General features: G+C 43.0%; 15 protein-coding genes. 9 read left to right on the top strand and 6 right to left on the bottom strand.

Annotated elements, in window-relative coordinates:
• Positions 1-74: 74 nt before the first annotated feature.
• From ACPZ3T_RS06745 to purF, 5 genes are all read left to right on the top strand, one after another.
• A complete protein-coding gene (locus ACPZ3T_RS06745) occupies positions 75-560 on the top strand; it encodes an allophycocyanin (RefSeq protein WP_490274596.1) in 486 nt (161 codons plus the stop codon).
• Between the two features lie 487 nt (positions 561-1,047).
• Positions 1,048-1,698 carry a hypothetical protein gene (locus ACPZ3T_RS06740; protein WP_490274594.1) on the top strand — a complete coding sequence of 217 codons (651 nt, stop codon included), beginning with the start codon at positions 1,048-1,050 and terminating at the stop codon, positions 1,696-1,698.
• Between the two features lie 162 nt (positions 1,699-1,860).
• Positions 1,861-4,200 (top strand): phosphoribosylformylglycinamidine synthase subunit PurL, encoded by a 2,340-nt coding sequence (purL, locus tag ACPZ3T_RS06735; protein ID WP_490274592.1) that lies wholly within the window; start codon positions 1,861-1,863, stop codon positions 4,198-4,200.
• Positions 4,201-4,239: 39 nt separating this feature from the next.
• Positions 4,240-4,371 carry a hypothetical protein gene (locus ACPZ3T_RS06730; protein WP_490274590.1) on the top strand — a complete coding sequence of 44 codons (132 nt, stop codon included), beginning with the start codon at positions 4,240-4,242 and terminating at the stop codon, positions 4,369-4,371.
• Between the two features lie 243 nt (positions 4,372-4,614).
• Positions 4,615-6,114, top strand: coding sequence for an amidophosphoribosyltransferase (gene purF / locus ACPZ3T_RS06725; protein ID WP_490274588.1), 1,500 nt, complete (start codon positions 4,615-4,617; stop codon positions 6,112-6,114).
• 58 nt (positions 6,115-6,172) lie between these two features.
• Here the strand turns inward: purF and ACPZ3T_RS06720 are convergent, their stop codons facing one another.
• Positions 6,173-6,778: a hypothetical protein gene (locus tag ACPZ3T_RS06720; protein WP_490274586.1), complete on the bottom strand. Its 606-nt coding sequence runs from the start codon at positions 6,776-6,778 to the stop codon at positions 6,173-6,175.
• A gap of 27 nt (positions 6,779-6,805) precedes the next feature.
• The gene (locus ACPZ3T_RS06715) at positions 6,806-7,087 is read right to left on the bottom strand and encodes a hypothetical protein (protein WP_490274585.1); all 282 of its coding nucleotides are present in this window, start codon (positions 7,085-7,087) and stop codon (positions 6,806-6,808) included.
• On the opposite strand from ACPZ3T_RS06715, the gene ACPZ3T_RS06710 reads away from it, so the two are divergent.
• Positions 7,086-7,232: a hypothetical protein gene (locus ACPZ3T_RS06710; RefSeq protein ID WP_490274583.1), complete on the top strand. Its 147-nt coding sequence runs from the start codon at positions 7,086-7,088 to the stop codon at positions 7,230-7,232. The two genes, ACPZ3T_RS06715 and ACPZ3T_RS06710, sit on opposite strands and share 2 nt — an antisense overlap.
• Before the next feature lie 6 nt (positions 7,233-7,238).
• Here ACPZ3T_RS06710 and ACPZ3T_RS06705 read toward each other — a convergent pair whose 3' ends face one another.
• The 3 genes from ACPZ3T_RS06705 to ACPZ3T_RS06695 are packed head-to-tail and all read right to left on the bottom strand — an operon-like array spanning position 7,239 to position 8,968.
• Complete coding sequence (locus ACPZ3T_RS06705; RefSeq protein ID WP_490274581.1) at positions 7,239-8,279, bottom strand: ABC transporter permease; 1,041 nt, start codon at positions 8,277-8,279, stop codon at positions 7,239-7,241.
• A gap of 15 nt (positions 8,280-8,294) precedes the next feature.
• Complete coding sequence (locus ACPZ3T_RS06700) at positions 8,295-8,813, bottom strand: adenine phosphoribosyltransferase (protein WP_490277143.1); 519 nt, start codon at positions 8,811-8,813, stop codon at positions 8,295-8,297.
• Positions 8,814-8,818: 5 nt separating this feature from the next.
• The gene (locus ACPZ3T_RS06695; protein ID WP_490274579.1) at positions 8,819-8,968 is read right to left on the bottom strand and encodes a hypothetical protein; all 150 of its coding nucleotides are present in this window, start codon (positions 8,966-8,968) and stop codon (positions 8,819-8,821) included.
• 348 nt (positions 8,969-9,316) lie between these two features.
• Between ACPZ3T_RS06695 and ACPZ3T_RS06690 the strand changes: the two genes are divergently transcribed.
• On the top strand, positions 9,317-9,943 hold the full coding sequence (locus ACPZ3T_RS06690; RefSeq protein WP_490274577.1) for a DUF3038 domain-containing protein: 627 nt from the start codon (positions 9,317-9,319) through the stop codon (positions 9,941-9,943).
• Positions 9,940-11,409: a DUF4335 domain-containing protein gene (locus tag ACPZ3T_RS06685; protein WP_490274575.1), complete on the top strand. Its 1,470-nt coding sequence runs from the start codon at positions 9,940-9,942 to the stop codon at positions 11,407-11,409. Before ACPZ3T_RS06690 ends, ACPZ3T_RS06685 begins: the two co-directional genes overlap by 4 nt.
• A gap of 153 nt (positions 11,410-11,562) precedes the next feature.
• On the opposite strand, the gene ACPZ3T_RS06680 is transcribed toward ACPZ3T_RS06685, so the two are convergent.
• Complete coding sequence (locus ACPZ3T_RS06680; protein WP_490274573.1) at positions 11,563-13,833, bottom strand: transglycosylase domain-containing protein; 2,271 nt, start codon at positions 13,831-13,833, stop codon at positions 11,563-11,565.
• 445 nt (positions 13,834-14,278) lie between these two features.
• Between ACPZ3T_RS06680 and ACPZ3T_RS06675 the strand changes: the two genes are divergently transcribed.
• Positions 14,279-14,887 carry a hypothetical protein gene (locus ACPZ3T_RS06675; protein ID WP_490274571.1) on the top strand — a complete coding sequence of 203 codons (609 nt, stop codon included), beginning with the start codon at positions 14,279-14,281 and terminating at the stop codon, positions 14,885-14,887.
• Positions 14,888-14,906: the final 19 nt, after the last annotated feature.

Raw genomic sequence — 14,906 nt, 5'->3', positions numbered from 1 at the left:
CCCAATCCCCTCTTCACTTCTGTACCTCCAACTCGTTAAACTAACAAATAATATTTCGCGTGATTTAAATAATCATGACTGTAATTAGCCAAGTTATCCTCAAAGCCGACGACGAACTGCGCTATCCCAGCAGTGGCGAACTCAAGAGCATTAAAGAGTTCTTGAAAACCGGCGAACAAAGAACACGCATTGCTGCTACCTTAGCGGAAAACGAAAAAAAGATAGTTCAGGAAGCCACCAAAAAACTGTGGCAAAAGCGTCCTGATTTTATCGCGCCCGGCGGTAACGCTTACGGCGACAAACAGCGTGCTTTGTGCATCCGTGACTATGGCTGGTACTTACGCCTAATTACCTATGGTGTACTTGCTGGCGATAAAGAACCAATTGAAAGCATTGGTTTAATTGGAGTGCGGGAAATGTACAACTCTTTGGGTGTTCCTGTTCCCGGAATGGTAGAAGCTATCAATTGCCTAAAAACAGCATCTTTAGACTTACTCAGTGCAGAAGATGCAGCAGCCACAGCCCCTTACTTTGATTACATCATTCAAGCGATGTCCTAGTCAAAAGTTTATGTCGGTTCTGGAAGTGTGCTTGTAAACTTCTAAATTGAGTGTGAAGTCTTAACCTCATACATCGATAACATCTCCAATTTGATCATACCCTCCCCACATCTGGCTGTGGCTCTGGCAAAATCTACGTCAAGTTACCAACCAGAGGTGGGGAAATTTTATTAGTTCCTAGTTCTCCATGCCCAATACAAAACAAAAAGCCGACAACCTTTTCATAAGACTGTCGGCAATTAGTGTGTTCCCTATTAATGACTCGGCTAGAGTTCAGTAATGAGCTAATCATCCCAATTTGCCCACTGACAAGAAACGATCTTAATCATGAGTCTATGTGATTGTTATCACTTAGTTTTTGTGAAAAGACTGCATTTACTAGGAAATTTTCTAACTGTATCAACAAAAATTCTACTATAATACCAAACAAATCCAGTAAAAACCACGAAATTTAGATTTTTTTAATTATCAACACACGTAAGTAGAAATGAATATTCGCCCTATTTACTTCTTAAGTGCCTCAATTATTTTAGGAACTTTCTTTGGTTGTGCGCTGCCACAAGAGGAGAAAGTTATGCAAACTCAGAGTCCTCCACTCACCTCTGATGCTGCCGACAACAGTGATAAATCATCTCAACTGCCAGCAACAAAAGCAGCAACAATTTCTATTGAAGGAGAAAAAACTCCCATAATCTTGAAACTCTACGAAGAGTATAAGTCTTTATTCATCACATATTTCCCTGATCAGGATTTTGTTGCTGAAGGTGTGAGTTCTGGGGAAGGAACAGGGGTGAAGTTTATCGTTAATTTTGACGCTCAAAGGAACGAAAATGCCTATATTAGCGTATTTTTCCCCAATAATGTCAAAACTATGGCAGAACTAGAAAGCTTTGTAAATGGTCAATCGGGACTAATTACATCGAATCAATGGCGCGTTATCGGTCGTAGTTCCGATGTTTCGTACCCTTGGGCGAAACAAAAAATTGATTTTCGTCAGGGGCAAGATATTACAGGCACTATATACCTGGGTGAACAAAACGATAAATTTTTCTATGTGATTAACCATTACCCAGCAGAGTACGCTGACGGATTTGCACCAAGAGCTGATTTGATTTTACAGAACCTACAGGTTAATTAATGACTAAGCCCCTCTGGGGCGAGTGTAGGGTGTGGGGTGTAGGGTGTAGGGGGAAGAGTTAAATTAATTCGTAATTGTTGAAAGAGGACTTCTAGAGAACTGTAGATACAGCACAAGTAAGTCGATACAATAATGCTCTGTACTTTTTGGTGCATTATTTCCATGACTGCCTCATCTCCTGCTCCCTTCTCTCCCCAAGAAATTGCTGCTGAAGGTATAAAACCAGAAGAATATACAGAAATTGTCCGCCGCTTAGGTCGTCATCCCAACAAAGCTGAATTGGGAATGTTTGGGGTGATGTGGTCTGAGCATTGCTGCTATAAAAATTCCCGTCCTTTACTCAAACAGTTTCCTACGACTGGCCCCCGCATCTTAGTAGGGCCTGGGGAAAATGCTGGTGTGGTCGATTTGGGCGAGGGACTCCAACTAGCCTTTAAGATTGAGTCACATAACCACCCCTCAGCCGTTGAACCCTTTCAAGGTGCTGCCACTGGAGTTGGTGGTATTCTCAGGGATATTTTTACGATGGGTGCGCGTCCTATTGCTTTGTTAAACTCCCTGCGTTTTGGTTCTCTAGACGACCCCAAAACCCAAAGGCTATTCTCTGGCGTAGTTGCTGGTATTTCCCATTATGGTAACTGCGTTGGCGTTCCTACTGTCGGCGGTGAGGTTTACTTTGACCCTGCTTACTCTGGTAATCCTTTGGTGAACGTGATGGCACTAGGATTAATGGAAACGCCGGAAATCGTCAAATCTGGCGCATCAGGTATTGGAAATCCCGTGTTATACGTCGGTTCTACAACTGGACGGGATGGTATGGGCGGGGCTAGTTTTGCTAGTGCAGAATTAAGCGATGAATCTATGGATGACCGTCCGGCGGTGCAGGTAGGCGACCCCTTTTTAGAGAAGTCACTCATAGAAGCTTGTCTGGAAGCGTTTAAAACAGGTGCAGTGGTGGCGGCTCAAGATATGGGTGCTGCGGGTATTACCTGTTCTACTTCCGAGATGGCAGCCAAAGGTGGTGTCGGGATTGAATTAGATTTAGATAAGATTCCGGTGCGGGAATTGGGGATGATTCCCTATGAATATTTACTCTCAGAATCTCAAGAACGGATGCTGTTTGTTGCTCATCAAGGACGAGAGCAAGAGTTAATTGATATTTTCCATCGTTGGGGACTACAGGCTGTTGTGGCAGGTACAGTCATTGCTGAACCCATTGTGAGGATTCTCTTTCAACGTGGAGTCGCCGCCGAAATTCCGGCTGATGCTTTGGCAGAAAATACTCCACTGTATGAGCGTGAGTTATTGACACAACCCCCAGAATATGCTCAAAAAGCCTGGGAATGGTCGGTTGATACTTTACCACCTTGCACAACGGCAGGGATAGAAATTCAAGGTAATCTCAAAACGTGGCGTGATATTTTCTTGACTTTACTAGATACACCAACAATTGCCTCTAAAAATTGGGTATATCGTCAATATGACCACCAAGTTCAGAATAATACTGTCATCTTCCCCGGTGGCGCAGATGCGGCAGTAGTTAGATTAAGACCACTGGAAGGGAAGCAGGGGGGAAGTAGTAATGCCCCAAGCGGCGTTGCTGCTACGGTAGATTGTAATCCTCGTTATGTTTACCTTGACCCCTATGAAGGAGCTAAGGCAGTGGTTGCGGAAGCGGCACGGAATCTTAGCTGTGTGGGTGCAGAACCTTTGGCGGTGACAGATAACCTCAATTTTGGTAGTCCTGAAAAACCGATTGGTTATTGGCAATTAGCCGAAGCTTGTCGGGGTTTGGCGGCAGGTTGTCGAGAATTAGCCACACCCGTAACTGGTGGGAATGTTTCTTTATATAACGAAACCCTTGATTCCCAAGGCAACCCCCAACCAATTTACCCGACTCCGGTTGTGGGGATGGTGGGACTGATTCCTGATTTAACTAAAATTTGTGGACAAGGTTGGCAAAACCCAGATGATATAATTTATCTCCTTGGCTCATCTGCCCATAATTTAGGCGCGTCGGAATATTTAGCCACCATTCACAACACTGTAGCAGGTAGGCCAACTCCGGTAGATTTTGACTTAGAACGCCGTGTGCAAGCCGCCTGTCGTGAAGGTATCCGCGCAGGTTGGATAAATTCAGCCCATGATTGTGCTGAGGGGGGTTTAGCCGTTGCTTTAGCAGAATCTTGTCTGGGTGGTAAACTGGGGGCGCAAATTTATTTAGAAGCTAGCCAGTCACAACGCCTAGATCAATTACTCTTTGGTGAAGGTGGCACAAGAATTATTGTCTCTGTATCTCCCGCACAACAAGAAAATTGGGAATCATATTTACAGACAAATCTAACTCAGGCATGGCAAAAACTCGGTACAGTCGGTAATCCCGATACAGATTTAAGTGTTTTAACCACTGATAACCAAACCTTAATTCAAGTTAGTATCGAAGAGATGAACAATCTTTATCAAAATGCGATCGCTAGACGTTTAGTTTACGTCAGAGAATAAGTAAGGCAAAAGGTAAAAGGTAAAAGGTAAAAATTATCTTTGACCTTTTGCCATGCCCCATGCCCCATGACGGCAGTCCGCTCAAGTCGGGAAACCCGCCCACGCGGCTGCCTCCCCCATGCCCCATGCCCCATGCCCCATGCCCCATGCCCAATTTCATCAAATCGATAGCATATTCGGACACATTTAGGGTACTGTTTTAATGTATGGTTAAAGATTTATTAAGAATAGCCATACTATCCAGTTCATTATAGACAACCCCAGTGACACCAATTCGCCAAGATTCAGCAATCAGAGGCTATTGTAAAATCTGGCTTTCTCGATTTTGAATTTTGTAGGCGCAAGCCTCACCGCAGGGTAGGCGTGAGTTTTGAATTGGCATGACTTGACACCCCAACCAGGAGCAAAGCTAGCATGATTCCCATTGATTCCGTCACTTTGGATGAGTACCCCCAGTATACTGATGACTCAACCGATAGTCTGGGAAATCGTCCTGACAAGCCTGAAGAAGCTTGCGGAGTTTTCGGCATCTACGCACCAGGAGAAAATGTTGCCAAACTAACTTATTTTGGATTATATGCCCTACAACATCGGGGTCAAGAATCAGCTGGCATTGCCACCTTTGACGGGACAACCGTACACCTGCACAAAGACATGGGTTTGGTGTCTCAAGTCTTTAATGAATCGATTTTAGAAGAATTACCCGGAAGTATCGGTGTTGGTCACACTCGCTATTCCACCACCGGTTCTAGTCGGAAAGTCAACGCTCAACCTGCTGTTGTGGAAACCCGCTTAGGTTCTTTAGCTTTAGCACATAATGGTAATTTAGTCAATACTGTGCGATTGCGGGAGGAGTTAGTTAAGAGTAATTGTAACTTACTGACTACGACTGACTCAGAGATGATTGCCTTTGCGATCGCTGAAGCTGTTAACGCTGGTGCAGACTGGTTAGAAGGTGCTATTCAGGCGTTTCATCGTTGTCAAGGCGCGTTTAGTTTAGTTGTAGGTACACCCGTGGGTGTGATGGGTGTGCGTGACCCTAATGGGATTCGTCCTTTAGTTATTGGGACTTTACCAGAAAATCCAGTCCGTTATGTTTTGTCTTCGGAAACCTGCGGTTTAGATATTATTGGAGCAGAATACCTGCGGGATGTCGAACCAGGTGAAGTAGTTTGGATTACCGACGAAGGTTTAGCTTCCTACCACTGGAGTGAAAAACCCCAACCCAAACTATGTATTTTTGAAATGATTTACTTTGCTCGTCCCGATAGCCAAATGCACAATGAAAGTCTGTATAGCTATCGGATGCGTTTAGGACGACAATTAGCAAAAGAATCCTATGTAGAGGCAGATATTGTATTTGGAGTTCCTGATTCTGGGATACCTGCCGCTATTGGGTTTTCCCAAGCCTCTGGTGTCGCCTATGGTGAAGGGTTGATTAAAAACCGTTATGTCGGACGCACATTTATTCAGCCTACCCAAACCATGCGAGAATCGGGAATCAAAATGAAGCTCAACCCGCTTAGAGATGTATTGGCAGGCAAAAGAGTGATTATCGTTGATGACTCCATTGTCCGGGGTACAACTAGCCGCAAACTAGTAAAAGCCTTGCGGGAAGCTGGTGCAGCAGAAGTACATATGCGGATTTCTTCCCCACCAGTCACTCATCCTTGCTTCTACGGTATTGATACTGATACCCAAGATCAATTAATTGCAGCTACAAAATCTGTAGAAGAAATCGCTCAACAATTAGAAGTAGATAGCCTTGCTTACCTGAGTTGGTCAGGAATGTTAGAAGCCACAGGAGAAGACACCAATAATTTTTGTTCTGCTTGCTTTACTGGAGATTACCCAGTGGCAATTCCTGAACAGGTGAAGCGTTCTAAGTTGATTTTGGAAAAAGTAGTAGTTTAGAAAGTCAAAAGTTAAAAATAACAAGTCAAAAGATGATTTTCTTTTGACTTTTTTATTTTCAATCAACAACAGACAACATCCAAGCTAGGATTCCTAATATGAAATCAACTGGAGGTAGAGGATAATCTGTTAACTCAATGGTGACAGTTTTTTCTATTAATTGTAGAAATCGCCAAGCAGTACCATTGGTAACACTGCCAAAAATTCTGGAAACAGGTTGATTGTTCATTTCATTAAATTTTTGAGCAGCAAACATTTCGGCAATACATTGCCCAATTCCTAAATTTAAATCTGCCTTTTTTGCTTCAATAATAATTAAAGCTGGAGCTTCAATTTCAAATTGTTCAGGAGAGCGACTGATTAAAAAATCACAAACGCCACTCAATCCAGATGCAGCATCTACAGTAAATTCCGTCCCTGAAAATAAACTGATTTGTCGGTGTAGAATTTTGCGTACTTCTAGTAAAACTGGACTAATGACTAATTCAGAGCGAGCTTTTTCGCTACCATTAGCGATCGCTAATGGTAAACTTTCGGCTAGAAACTCATTCAAAGTAGAACTAGGCGCAATGGGTGTAATTTCTGGTAAGAATTTCTCCCCTTCAATCGTAGTCAGTCCAAAAGCTTGCTTGACTTTGCGGACAGTAAAGTCACTGTAGGGCATAATTTACCGCTACCTCGCCAAAATTACTTAGTTATGTTGTAAAAAGTCTACTTTTGGTAACAATGGGTCAGTTACAATTCCCACACCTATAAAACCCCAACGTTTGAGTAAACTGCCTAACTGTGTACCTGGCAGAGATTCTACAGCAAAACGGTTGGCTACTTCCGGTGCATGGGTGTTGAGATAACTTAGGGCATCAAAATTTTCTCGAAATAATAATAAATAACCTGATGTTTCCTCAGTAGGACGAGCTGTGAGGTAACGTCCATCAGCTTTAGAACGCAGTATGTAATAGACTTCAGAGAGCATGGGGGCAGGGGGCAGGGGGCAGGGGGCAGGGGGCAGGGGAGCAGGGGAGAGAAAAAAGGTGTGGGGAGTCTGGGGAGTGTGGAGGATAATTTTTTGGTTAGCTAGAAATCCCACACAAAATTTCGTTCACCGGGAGAAATATTAGTCAAAACTATGCTTCTAAGCGAATGCGGGGATCTGCTACTTTGAGTAATAAGTCTGCCATCAGGTTGCCGAAATTGAGTAATACAGCACTCATAACTAAACTGCTCATGACTAAATACTCGTCTTTAGCAATTACTGCCTGTAAGGTTAATCTACCTAAACCGGGCCAGTTAAAGAACTGTTCGGCGATAAATGCACCGCCTAATAAACCTGCTAACTCAAAGCCTAACAAAGTAATTAGGGGGTTGATGGCATTCCGCAAGGCATGGACATAAATCACGCGGTTTTCTGGGAGTCCTTTGGCGCGTGCGGTTTGAATATAATCTTGGCGTAGCACGTCTAATAATTCACCGCGCATGATGCGTTGTAAGCCAGCAAAACTAGTGATACTTAAGGCAATGGTAGGTAAAATCATGTGCCAACCAATATCAAGGATTTTACCGAACCAAGATAAATCCGCATGATCAATGGTAGTCATCCCACCTACCGGAAATAAAGGTGTGGTGAACTGAGCAAATATGAGTAGAAAAAGAACAGTAATAAAACTGGGAAATCCTTGTCCGGTATAACTAATCACCTGTAAAATCCGGTCAGTGGCTTTATTTTGTTTGACAGCCGCAACAATACCCAAAGGAATGGCGATCGCCCATGTCACAATTAAGGAAGCGATCGCCAAAATTAGAGTAGCCGGTATTCTCTCCCACAATAGAGAGGCAACTGAACGCTTGTAAACAAAACTTGTGCCGAAATCGCCCTTGGTGAAAATACTCAACAACCAGAACCAATATTGTTCCGGCCAAGACTTATTTAAACCAAATTGCTCGATTAACTCTTGAATCCTCTCTGGAGAAATTTTCGGATCTTGCCGCAATGTATCTACATAATTCCCTGGAGATAGTTTCATGATAAAAAACGACAATGCCGATGCTAGCACGATAGTCAAAAGTGCTTGCAATATGCGCTTTACCACATAAATAAATGTTTCGCTGGTGATCAATCTTATCAACCAGTCCCACACTCTATCCCCGGAAATTCGTGTAGATGTCATAGCAATTAATGAATGTTAATACTCAACTAAAGAAATAATCGGCACATCTGGTAAATTTGTGCGCCCTTGTAAATCTCGTAGCTCGATAATAAACCCAAAGCCCACTAATTCACAGCCTATTTGCTGGACTAGTTGAGCGGTAGCACTGGCTGTTCCCCCCGTAGCAATCAAATCATCTACAATCAAGACTCGGCTACCTGGGTGTAAAGCATCTTGATGCACTTCTAAACAGTCCGTACCGTACTCTAGCTGATATTCTACTGAATGCACGGCGGCTGGTAACTTGCCTTTTTTGCGGACAGGGATAAAACCAGCACCTAATCTATAAGCTAACGGTGTTCCGAAAATAAAACCCCGTGACTCCATACCCGCAACATAATCCACCTCAAAACCAGACGCTATACATTTTTCTGCCAAAAAGTCAATAGTATAGCGCAATCCTTCCCGATCGCGGAGTAAAGTAGTGATATCCCGAAACATAATTCCGGGCTTAGGAAAATCAGGGATGTCACGAATGAGAGATTTTAAATCCATAGTTGTTAGGGAATGGGCATTGGGAAATGGGCATGGGGCATGGGGCATGGGGGAATGGCACGCTTGTTAATCGCAAAGCCTTGATATAACTGGCTTTTTGAGTGTGGGGAGAGAGGGGAGTGTGGGGAGGAAAGATTTCTTCCCCATCCTCCCACACCCTGCCCCCTGCTCCCCTGCTCCCCTGCCCCCTGCCCCCTTGCCTCTTTATCCCCAGTTACGTGAAAAATCGTACACTATAATGTCATACGCTTGATCCATTGACGATATTGGGAATCTACACCAAGCTGAAGATAGATTAATACTCATACAAAAAGAGAGTAAAATTATGCTTTAAAAACTTAAATTTACGTAAAACTTAACCTAGAAGTAGAAGCAATAAGTAATGTATATATCCATTAGACTTGTTATGGCTACAAGTTTAATCTTGCTTTTTAGCTGTTGATCTTAAATTAGTCGTACTAGGTTTGCCTAGTCTATTAGAGCCGCACAGGGTATTTTATAGAATGAATGTTTCTGCAAGCTTAACGCCGTTCAATAGTCCAAATCCCCCATCATTGCCGATGATTTTGGACACTTTACCAGATCCTGCGATCGCTGGACAGGGGTGTCCCCCTAGAACTAGATTGCAAATTGATCTCATCTTACTGGCGATTGAAGCTTTAGAATTAGGTGGTTCTGAAGCCATCCTCGCTTTTGCCCAGGAGTTGGATTTGAAAGGCATTGTCAAGGATAGGGTGAATTTATGGCGGATGCGGAGTTCTAACCCCATCAGAAGAGCGCATATTCGTCGCCCTCTGACTATTATGGAAGCAAAAGCCTTAGTCGTAATTGCTTGTTACATCGCCCGGCGGTTAACAGTAGTCATCCGCCAAATGTTGATGATTTGTCAACAACTGAACGACAAGCAAATCCCCTTAGAACAGAATTTACGCATCTCTAATTACTTAGAACGGTTTAGAGCGCATTTTAAAAGCAGAATGAACGCTCGCCGATTTGGTGCATTAGCTTTAAATTCTGATGAAAAATTAAATGAATTAGCAATAAATTTATTGGGACAATTGCTATTTTGTACTGGTACGGCTGGAATGCAGCGTTTCTGGATTAGTCTATTTGACGGTGAAGTGGAATGAATATTCAACGTAAGTACAGTTTACCTAATTGTACCTTGCTTTTAGAGGGATTAAGTGATGCTACCAGGGGCGCACACTTTCAAGAACTGCGTCCTGAACTGTCAATACTGGTAAATGCAGAATGCTATATTTCTAACCACAATCAACCCCTGGTGGGAGGAAGAGAATTTTTTGAAAGTTTGGTGAGAGCAGTTAGTGGTTATGCTCAAGAATTTTTGAGTAATGTCCCCAACCCACAAGCCCATAACCAAGACTCAGAATTAGTGGAGTTACAGAAGATAGATGTTAACCGCCACAGATTAATAGTTCATGCTGAGAATGCACCAGATGAATTTAATGGTGGCTCTAGCAATCATCAACAACCCATTCAAATAGATTTGAATACGGTACAGTTATTTGATTTAGTAGAAGCTGTAGATCAGTTTTTTGCAGATACCCAAACTTTACCGGAGTTATCCCTAGAATTACAACCGGTGACTAGACGGTATGGCGGTGCTAGTCAAGCTGTGATCAAACAGGCAGTACCCGCAACTATTGGTGTTTCTAGTTTAGCAGTGGCAGCGATCGCTTTTAGCTTGATTCCTGCCCCAGAAATGCGTCCACCAGAAACCAAACCAGAAGAACAGAGTTCTACTACCAATTCCATCGCCTCACCAACAACAACACCCATAACAACAGCAACTCCTACACCCACACCTACAGCCGCTACCACCCCACCAACTGCTACACCCACACCGACAGAAACTGCAACTAAGCCTGCAATTAAAGACTTAGAGGCACTTTTAAATAACGTTAATGAAATTACTGATCCATCACAATTACGTGTTTTAAATCGGCAAGTTTGGAATCAAATCGATCCTGCTTGGAATAATCGCACAGGCGTTAAACAAGATTTAGTTTATCGCGTAGGTGTGGCTGCTGATGGTTCAATTGTCGGTTACAAAGCAGTTAATCAAGGGGCAAACGAAGGTATAGAATCAACACCTCTGCCTAACTTACTTTATAATCCTGCTAACCGTACTCCCATTGCCAATGAACCAATTGCCCAATTTAAAGTCGTTTTTACTAACAGAGGCATACTAGAAGTTAGCCCGTGGCGGGGCTATGCCAGAACCCCGGAAGTAGTCGGCGTAAAAATTTCTGATAGTAATACAATCAAAACTTTAAACCAAAAGCTTTATAATACAGTCCGGCAAAATTGGGGTGGAACTCCTAGCTTTAAACAAGATTTGAAGTATCGCGTTGCCATCAATAAAGATGGCATAATTGCCGATTATGAACCCCTCAATCAAGTAGCTTTTGATTATTTTCGAGAAACACCCTTACCAAAAATGTTCCAAGCCGTATACGGTTCAAATACAGCCGCTCCCAACAACAAGGAGGCCTTAGCCCACTTCCAAGTAACATTTAAACCTAGCGGTCAATTAGAAGTTACCCCTTGGCAGGGATACAATAATAATTCGTAATTACTAATTCGTAATTCGTAATTACGAATTGCGTTTAATGTGAATTAAGTGTTAAAAACCTTATTATTTCATATGTAGTACCATAATACAGACGTTTCTAATTCACATCAGAAACAATTACGAATTACGAATTACGAATTACGAATTACGAATTTATCTTGTAATTCTCCTCATATAATTACCCCACAACTGAGCAGCTTGTGCGCTGCTACCATTGGTAGGAGAGTTATTATCATTACCCAACCAAATACCTGTGACTAGCCGCCGATTAGGAATAAAGCCGATAAACCACAAGTCTACGTTTTTATCAGTTGTCCCGGTTTTGCCTGCTTCCCCCAGTCCAATAGCAGCACTGCGGCCTGTACCTCGTGTCACCACCTGCTGCATTAAATTAGTCATTTGGTCAGCTACGGCTGTTGATAAGACGCGCTGATTAGCATTTCGATCTTGGTCAAAGGAATAGATAACACGGCAGGTTTTCAAATCATTGCGATCTCTACAATCACTACTGTCTAAAATTCTACTAATTGCATGGGGAGGATTCCACACTCCCCGATTGGCAATTGCGCCAAAAGCACCAGTCATTTCTAAAACATTGACCACACTTTGACCTAAAATCAACCCAGGCACAGGGTCAAGTGATGACTTCACACCCAAACGATGTGCCATCGCCACCACCCTATCTAAACCCACTTGCTGCCCTATTCGCAAAGCAATAGGGTTTTCTGAAAGTGCTAGTCCAGTAGCAATATCTAAACTTGTATTTGCACCGATACGACAGGGTTTATACGTAAAACCTTGCCAGGTTAAAGGAGCGCAGGAATAACTTCTAGATGCTGGTATACCCTGTACAAGTGCCTGGGTGTAAGCAAAAATTTTAAAGGTAGAACCTGGCTGTCTTTTAGCTTGCACAGCCCGATTAAACTGACTTTGGCGATAGTCAGTTCCTCCCACCATTGCTAGAATACTACCGGTTCTCGTGTCTAGTGTCACCAGTCCGCCTTGGGAAAAGCGAAAAGCCGAACCAGATGTTCTAACTGAATTTTGGAGAGATGTTTCGGCTTGAGCTTGAATGCTGGGATCTAGCTGGGTTTCAATGATATAGTTGCCTTCTCTAGCTGCACCTTCACCTAAGATATTTTCTAGTTCCTGAAAAACATAGTCATAAAAATAAGGAGCTATCGTCTTAGCTTGTTGCTCACATACTTTCGGACTGACTTGTACTGTTGATCTTCTAGCTCGGTTTGCTTCCTCCTGGCTGACTTTGCCCATTTCTAACATCCGCTTAATTACACGATTGCGGTAGTCAGCAGCGTCAAGTTTTCTTTGGCCATCTCCACAGAAATTAAAGGCATTGGGAGCGGGTAAAATCCCTACCAAAGTTGCAGCTTCAGCTAGGGATAAGTCTTTAGCCGACTTTTCAAAGTAATACTTAGCAGCATCCTCAAAACCAGAGGTATTTGCTCCCAAAAATACCCGATTTAAGTAAGTCAGCAAAATTTCATCTTTGCTGTAAAAGGCTTCTAATTTTAGGGAAACAATTGCCTCCCTAATTTTCCGTCCTAGAGAATCTTGTGCGCCGACATAATCTCGAAATAGACTCCGGGACACCTGCTGGGTAATGGTACTAGCTCCTTGCTGTACATCTCCACTACGGGTATTAATCAACACAGCCCGTAAAACACCCAAGGGGTCAACTCCAATATGCCAATGATAGCGGCTATCTTCAGAAGCTATGACTGCTGACGGTAAATAAGGGCCAAAATCTTCTAGACGCTTCATGTCTACGTGAGCTACTGTCCGAGGTTCACGTAAGGGGGTACTACCATCACGGGCGTAAACTACCACAGGAGCGCGGGTAGCTGTGGGTAAAGGTCTGACTTTAAACTTAAAGGACTCAACCCCTATGACCAATCCTAACAAGGCACTTACCCCAGCGATACCATAGCCTGTCCAGGTTGCAGCCTTGATGTAGAAAGGTGGCGGATCGACATATTGCAATCGCACCGAAGCTGCTAATTCTGGTGGGCCGAGGGTAAGAATATCGCCATGACGGAGTTCTAAGGTGTTAACTCGCCGTTTGCCACGATAAATGCCATTAGTGGAGTTTTCATCTTTGATAATAAAGACTGGGGTACGCTGGGAAGAATCCCGCGATAAGGATAGGTGAATTTGACTGACAACTGGGTTGCGGATGACTATATCACAGGATTTGGAACTGCGACCTAGTATATAGCGATCGCCCAACAATGGATAAACTTCCGCCTTATCTGCCCCTGCATCCTGCACCCACAGTTCTGGTACTTTGGCGTTAGGCTTCAGAGCCAGTTTAGAAAAATCAACCCTAGCTTGAATCGTATGTACTGCTTGAGTCAGTTGACCAAGTAAAGTTTGTGATTTGTGAGGAGGTTGGGGAGAGTTCATCGGCTGTTTACATCACGGTGAAGAGTGAAGAATCGGGCTAATTGCAGTCTCTATATTGGTTTTACACCATTTTACTCCTAAGCCAAAAATTTAATTGGCTATACGGAATTATTGCCGATTCAATATTACATCAATAGACTAGCTATCTAGTAAATTTACTTTGTAACTTGGGGTATTGGTTAATACAGATCAATATTTTTTAGCCGTAGCTACAATACTGATTTTAGCTAAGGTTAATTTCTAGAATCACTAGACGGCATAATTTCGCTTTTGTATTCCTGAAAACCTCCTATCTATAAATTGATGGTTAAACTTTGGCTACTTTTACATATCCACATACATTACAACAAAAGAAAACATCTTCATTTAGGAATATTTTCTAAATATCTATTGTCTGTTTTAATAGTGCGAGTGTTCCGTTTCCGTTAAGGTTAAGTTCAGAATTATGGGAAAATCTCTGACCCTGATTGGTACAGTCCTGACTTTGGCAATTACAGCTAATGTTGCTGTTGCTCAATCTAGTAAATCCCCTATTGCTCAATCTGATAGCTCCACTAGTTCATCAACGGAAGTTAAGTTATCCCCAGAAGGATTTAAAATTCTGTGTGAGCGTTTCCCTCTCAATTCCCGTTGTGCAAATAATCAATCTGTCACACCTAATGCTTCTGATAGTACTCCAGTAGAAACTCAACCTACTGAAACCATCACTCCAGCACCAGGAAATATGACTGCACCTGAGTCTACCACTCCTGAAAACACGACTCCAGCACCAGGAGACATCACTGCACCTGAGTCTACCACTCCCGAAAGCACAACTCCAGCACCAGGAAATATCACCGTACCTGAGTCTACCAGTCCTGAAAGCACAACTCCAGCACCAGGAAATATCACCGTACCTGAGTCTACCAGTCCTGAAAGCACAACTCCAGCACCAGGAGACATCACTGCACCTGAGTCTAGCACTCCCGAAAGCACGACTCCAGCACCAGGGAATATTTCTCCTAATACATCTCCAGACTCTGCTCTACCTTTACTTCCCAGTACTGGTAACTAGTAGTTAACTAATTTTGACT

It is taken from the genome of Aliinostoc maniaoense (assembly GCF_058172895.1).
Note: the sequence above shows the minus strand (reverse complement) of the source record. Positions and strands in the feature narration are given on the sequence as shown.

Coding starts and splice junctions, on each gene's coding strand:
- ACPZ3T_RS06745 (WP_490274596.1), top strand. CDS start 75: ATGACTGTAATTAGCCAAGTTATCCTCAAAGCCGACGACGAACTGCGC.
- ACPZ3T_RS06740 (WP_490274594.1), top strand. CDS start 1,048: ATGAATATTCGCCCTATTTACTTCTTAAGTGCCTCAATTATTTTAGGA.
- purL (WP_490274592.1), top strand. CDS start 1,861: ATGACTGCCTCATCTCCTGCTCCCTTCTCTCCCCAAGAAATTGCTGCT.
- purF (WP_490274588.1), top strand. CDS start 4,615: ATGATTCCCATTGATTCCGTCACTTTGGATGAGTACCCCCAGTATACT.
- ACPZ3T_RS06720 (WP_490274586.1), bottom strand. CDS start 6,778: ATGCCCTACAGTGACTTTACTGTCCGCAAAGTCAAGCAAGCTTTTGGA.
- ACPZ3T_RS06710 (WP_490274583.1), top strand. CDS start 7,086: ATGGGGGCAGGGGGCAGGGGGCAGGGGGCAGGGGGCAGGGGAGCAGGG.
- ACPZ3T_RS06715 (WP_490274585.1), bottom strand. CDS start 7,087: ATGCTCTCTGAAGTCTATTACATACTGCGTTCTAAAGCTGATGGACGT.
- ACPZ3T_RS06705 (WP_490274581.1), bottom strand. CDS start 8,279: ATGACATCTACACGAATTTCCGGGGATAGAGTGTGGGACTGGTTGATA.
- ACPZ3T_RS06700 (WP_490277143.1), bottom strand. CDS start 8,813: ATGGATTTAAAATCTCTCATTCGTGACATCCCTGATTTTCCTAAGCCC.
- ACPZ3T_RS06690 (WP_490274577.1), top strand. CDS start 9,317: ATGAATGTTTCTGCAAGCTTAACGCCGTTCAATAGTCCAAATCCCCCA.
- ACPZ3T_RS06685 (WP_490274575.1), top strand. CDS start 9,940: ATGAATATTCAACGTAAGTACAGTTTACCTAATTGTACCTTGCTTTTA.
- ACPZ3T_RS06680 (WP_490274573.1), bottom strand. CDS start 13,833: ATGAACTCTCCCCAACCTCCTCACAAATCACAAACTTTACTTGGTCAA.
- ACPZ3T_RS06675 (WP_490274571.1), top strand. CDS start 14,279: ATGGGAAAATCTCTGACCCTGATTGGTACAGTCCTGACTTTGGCAATT.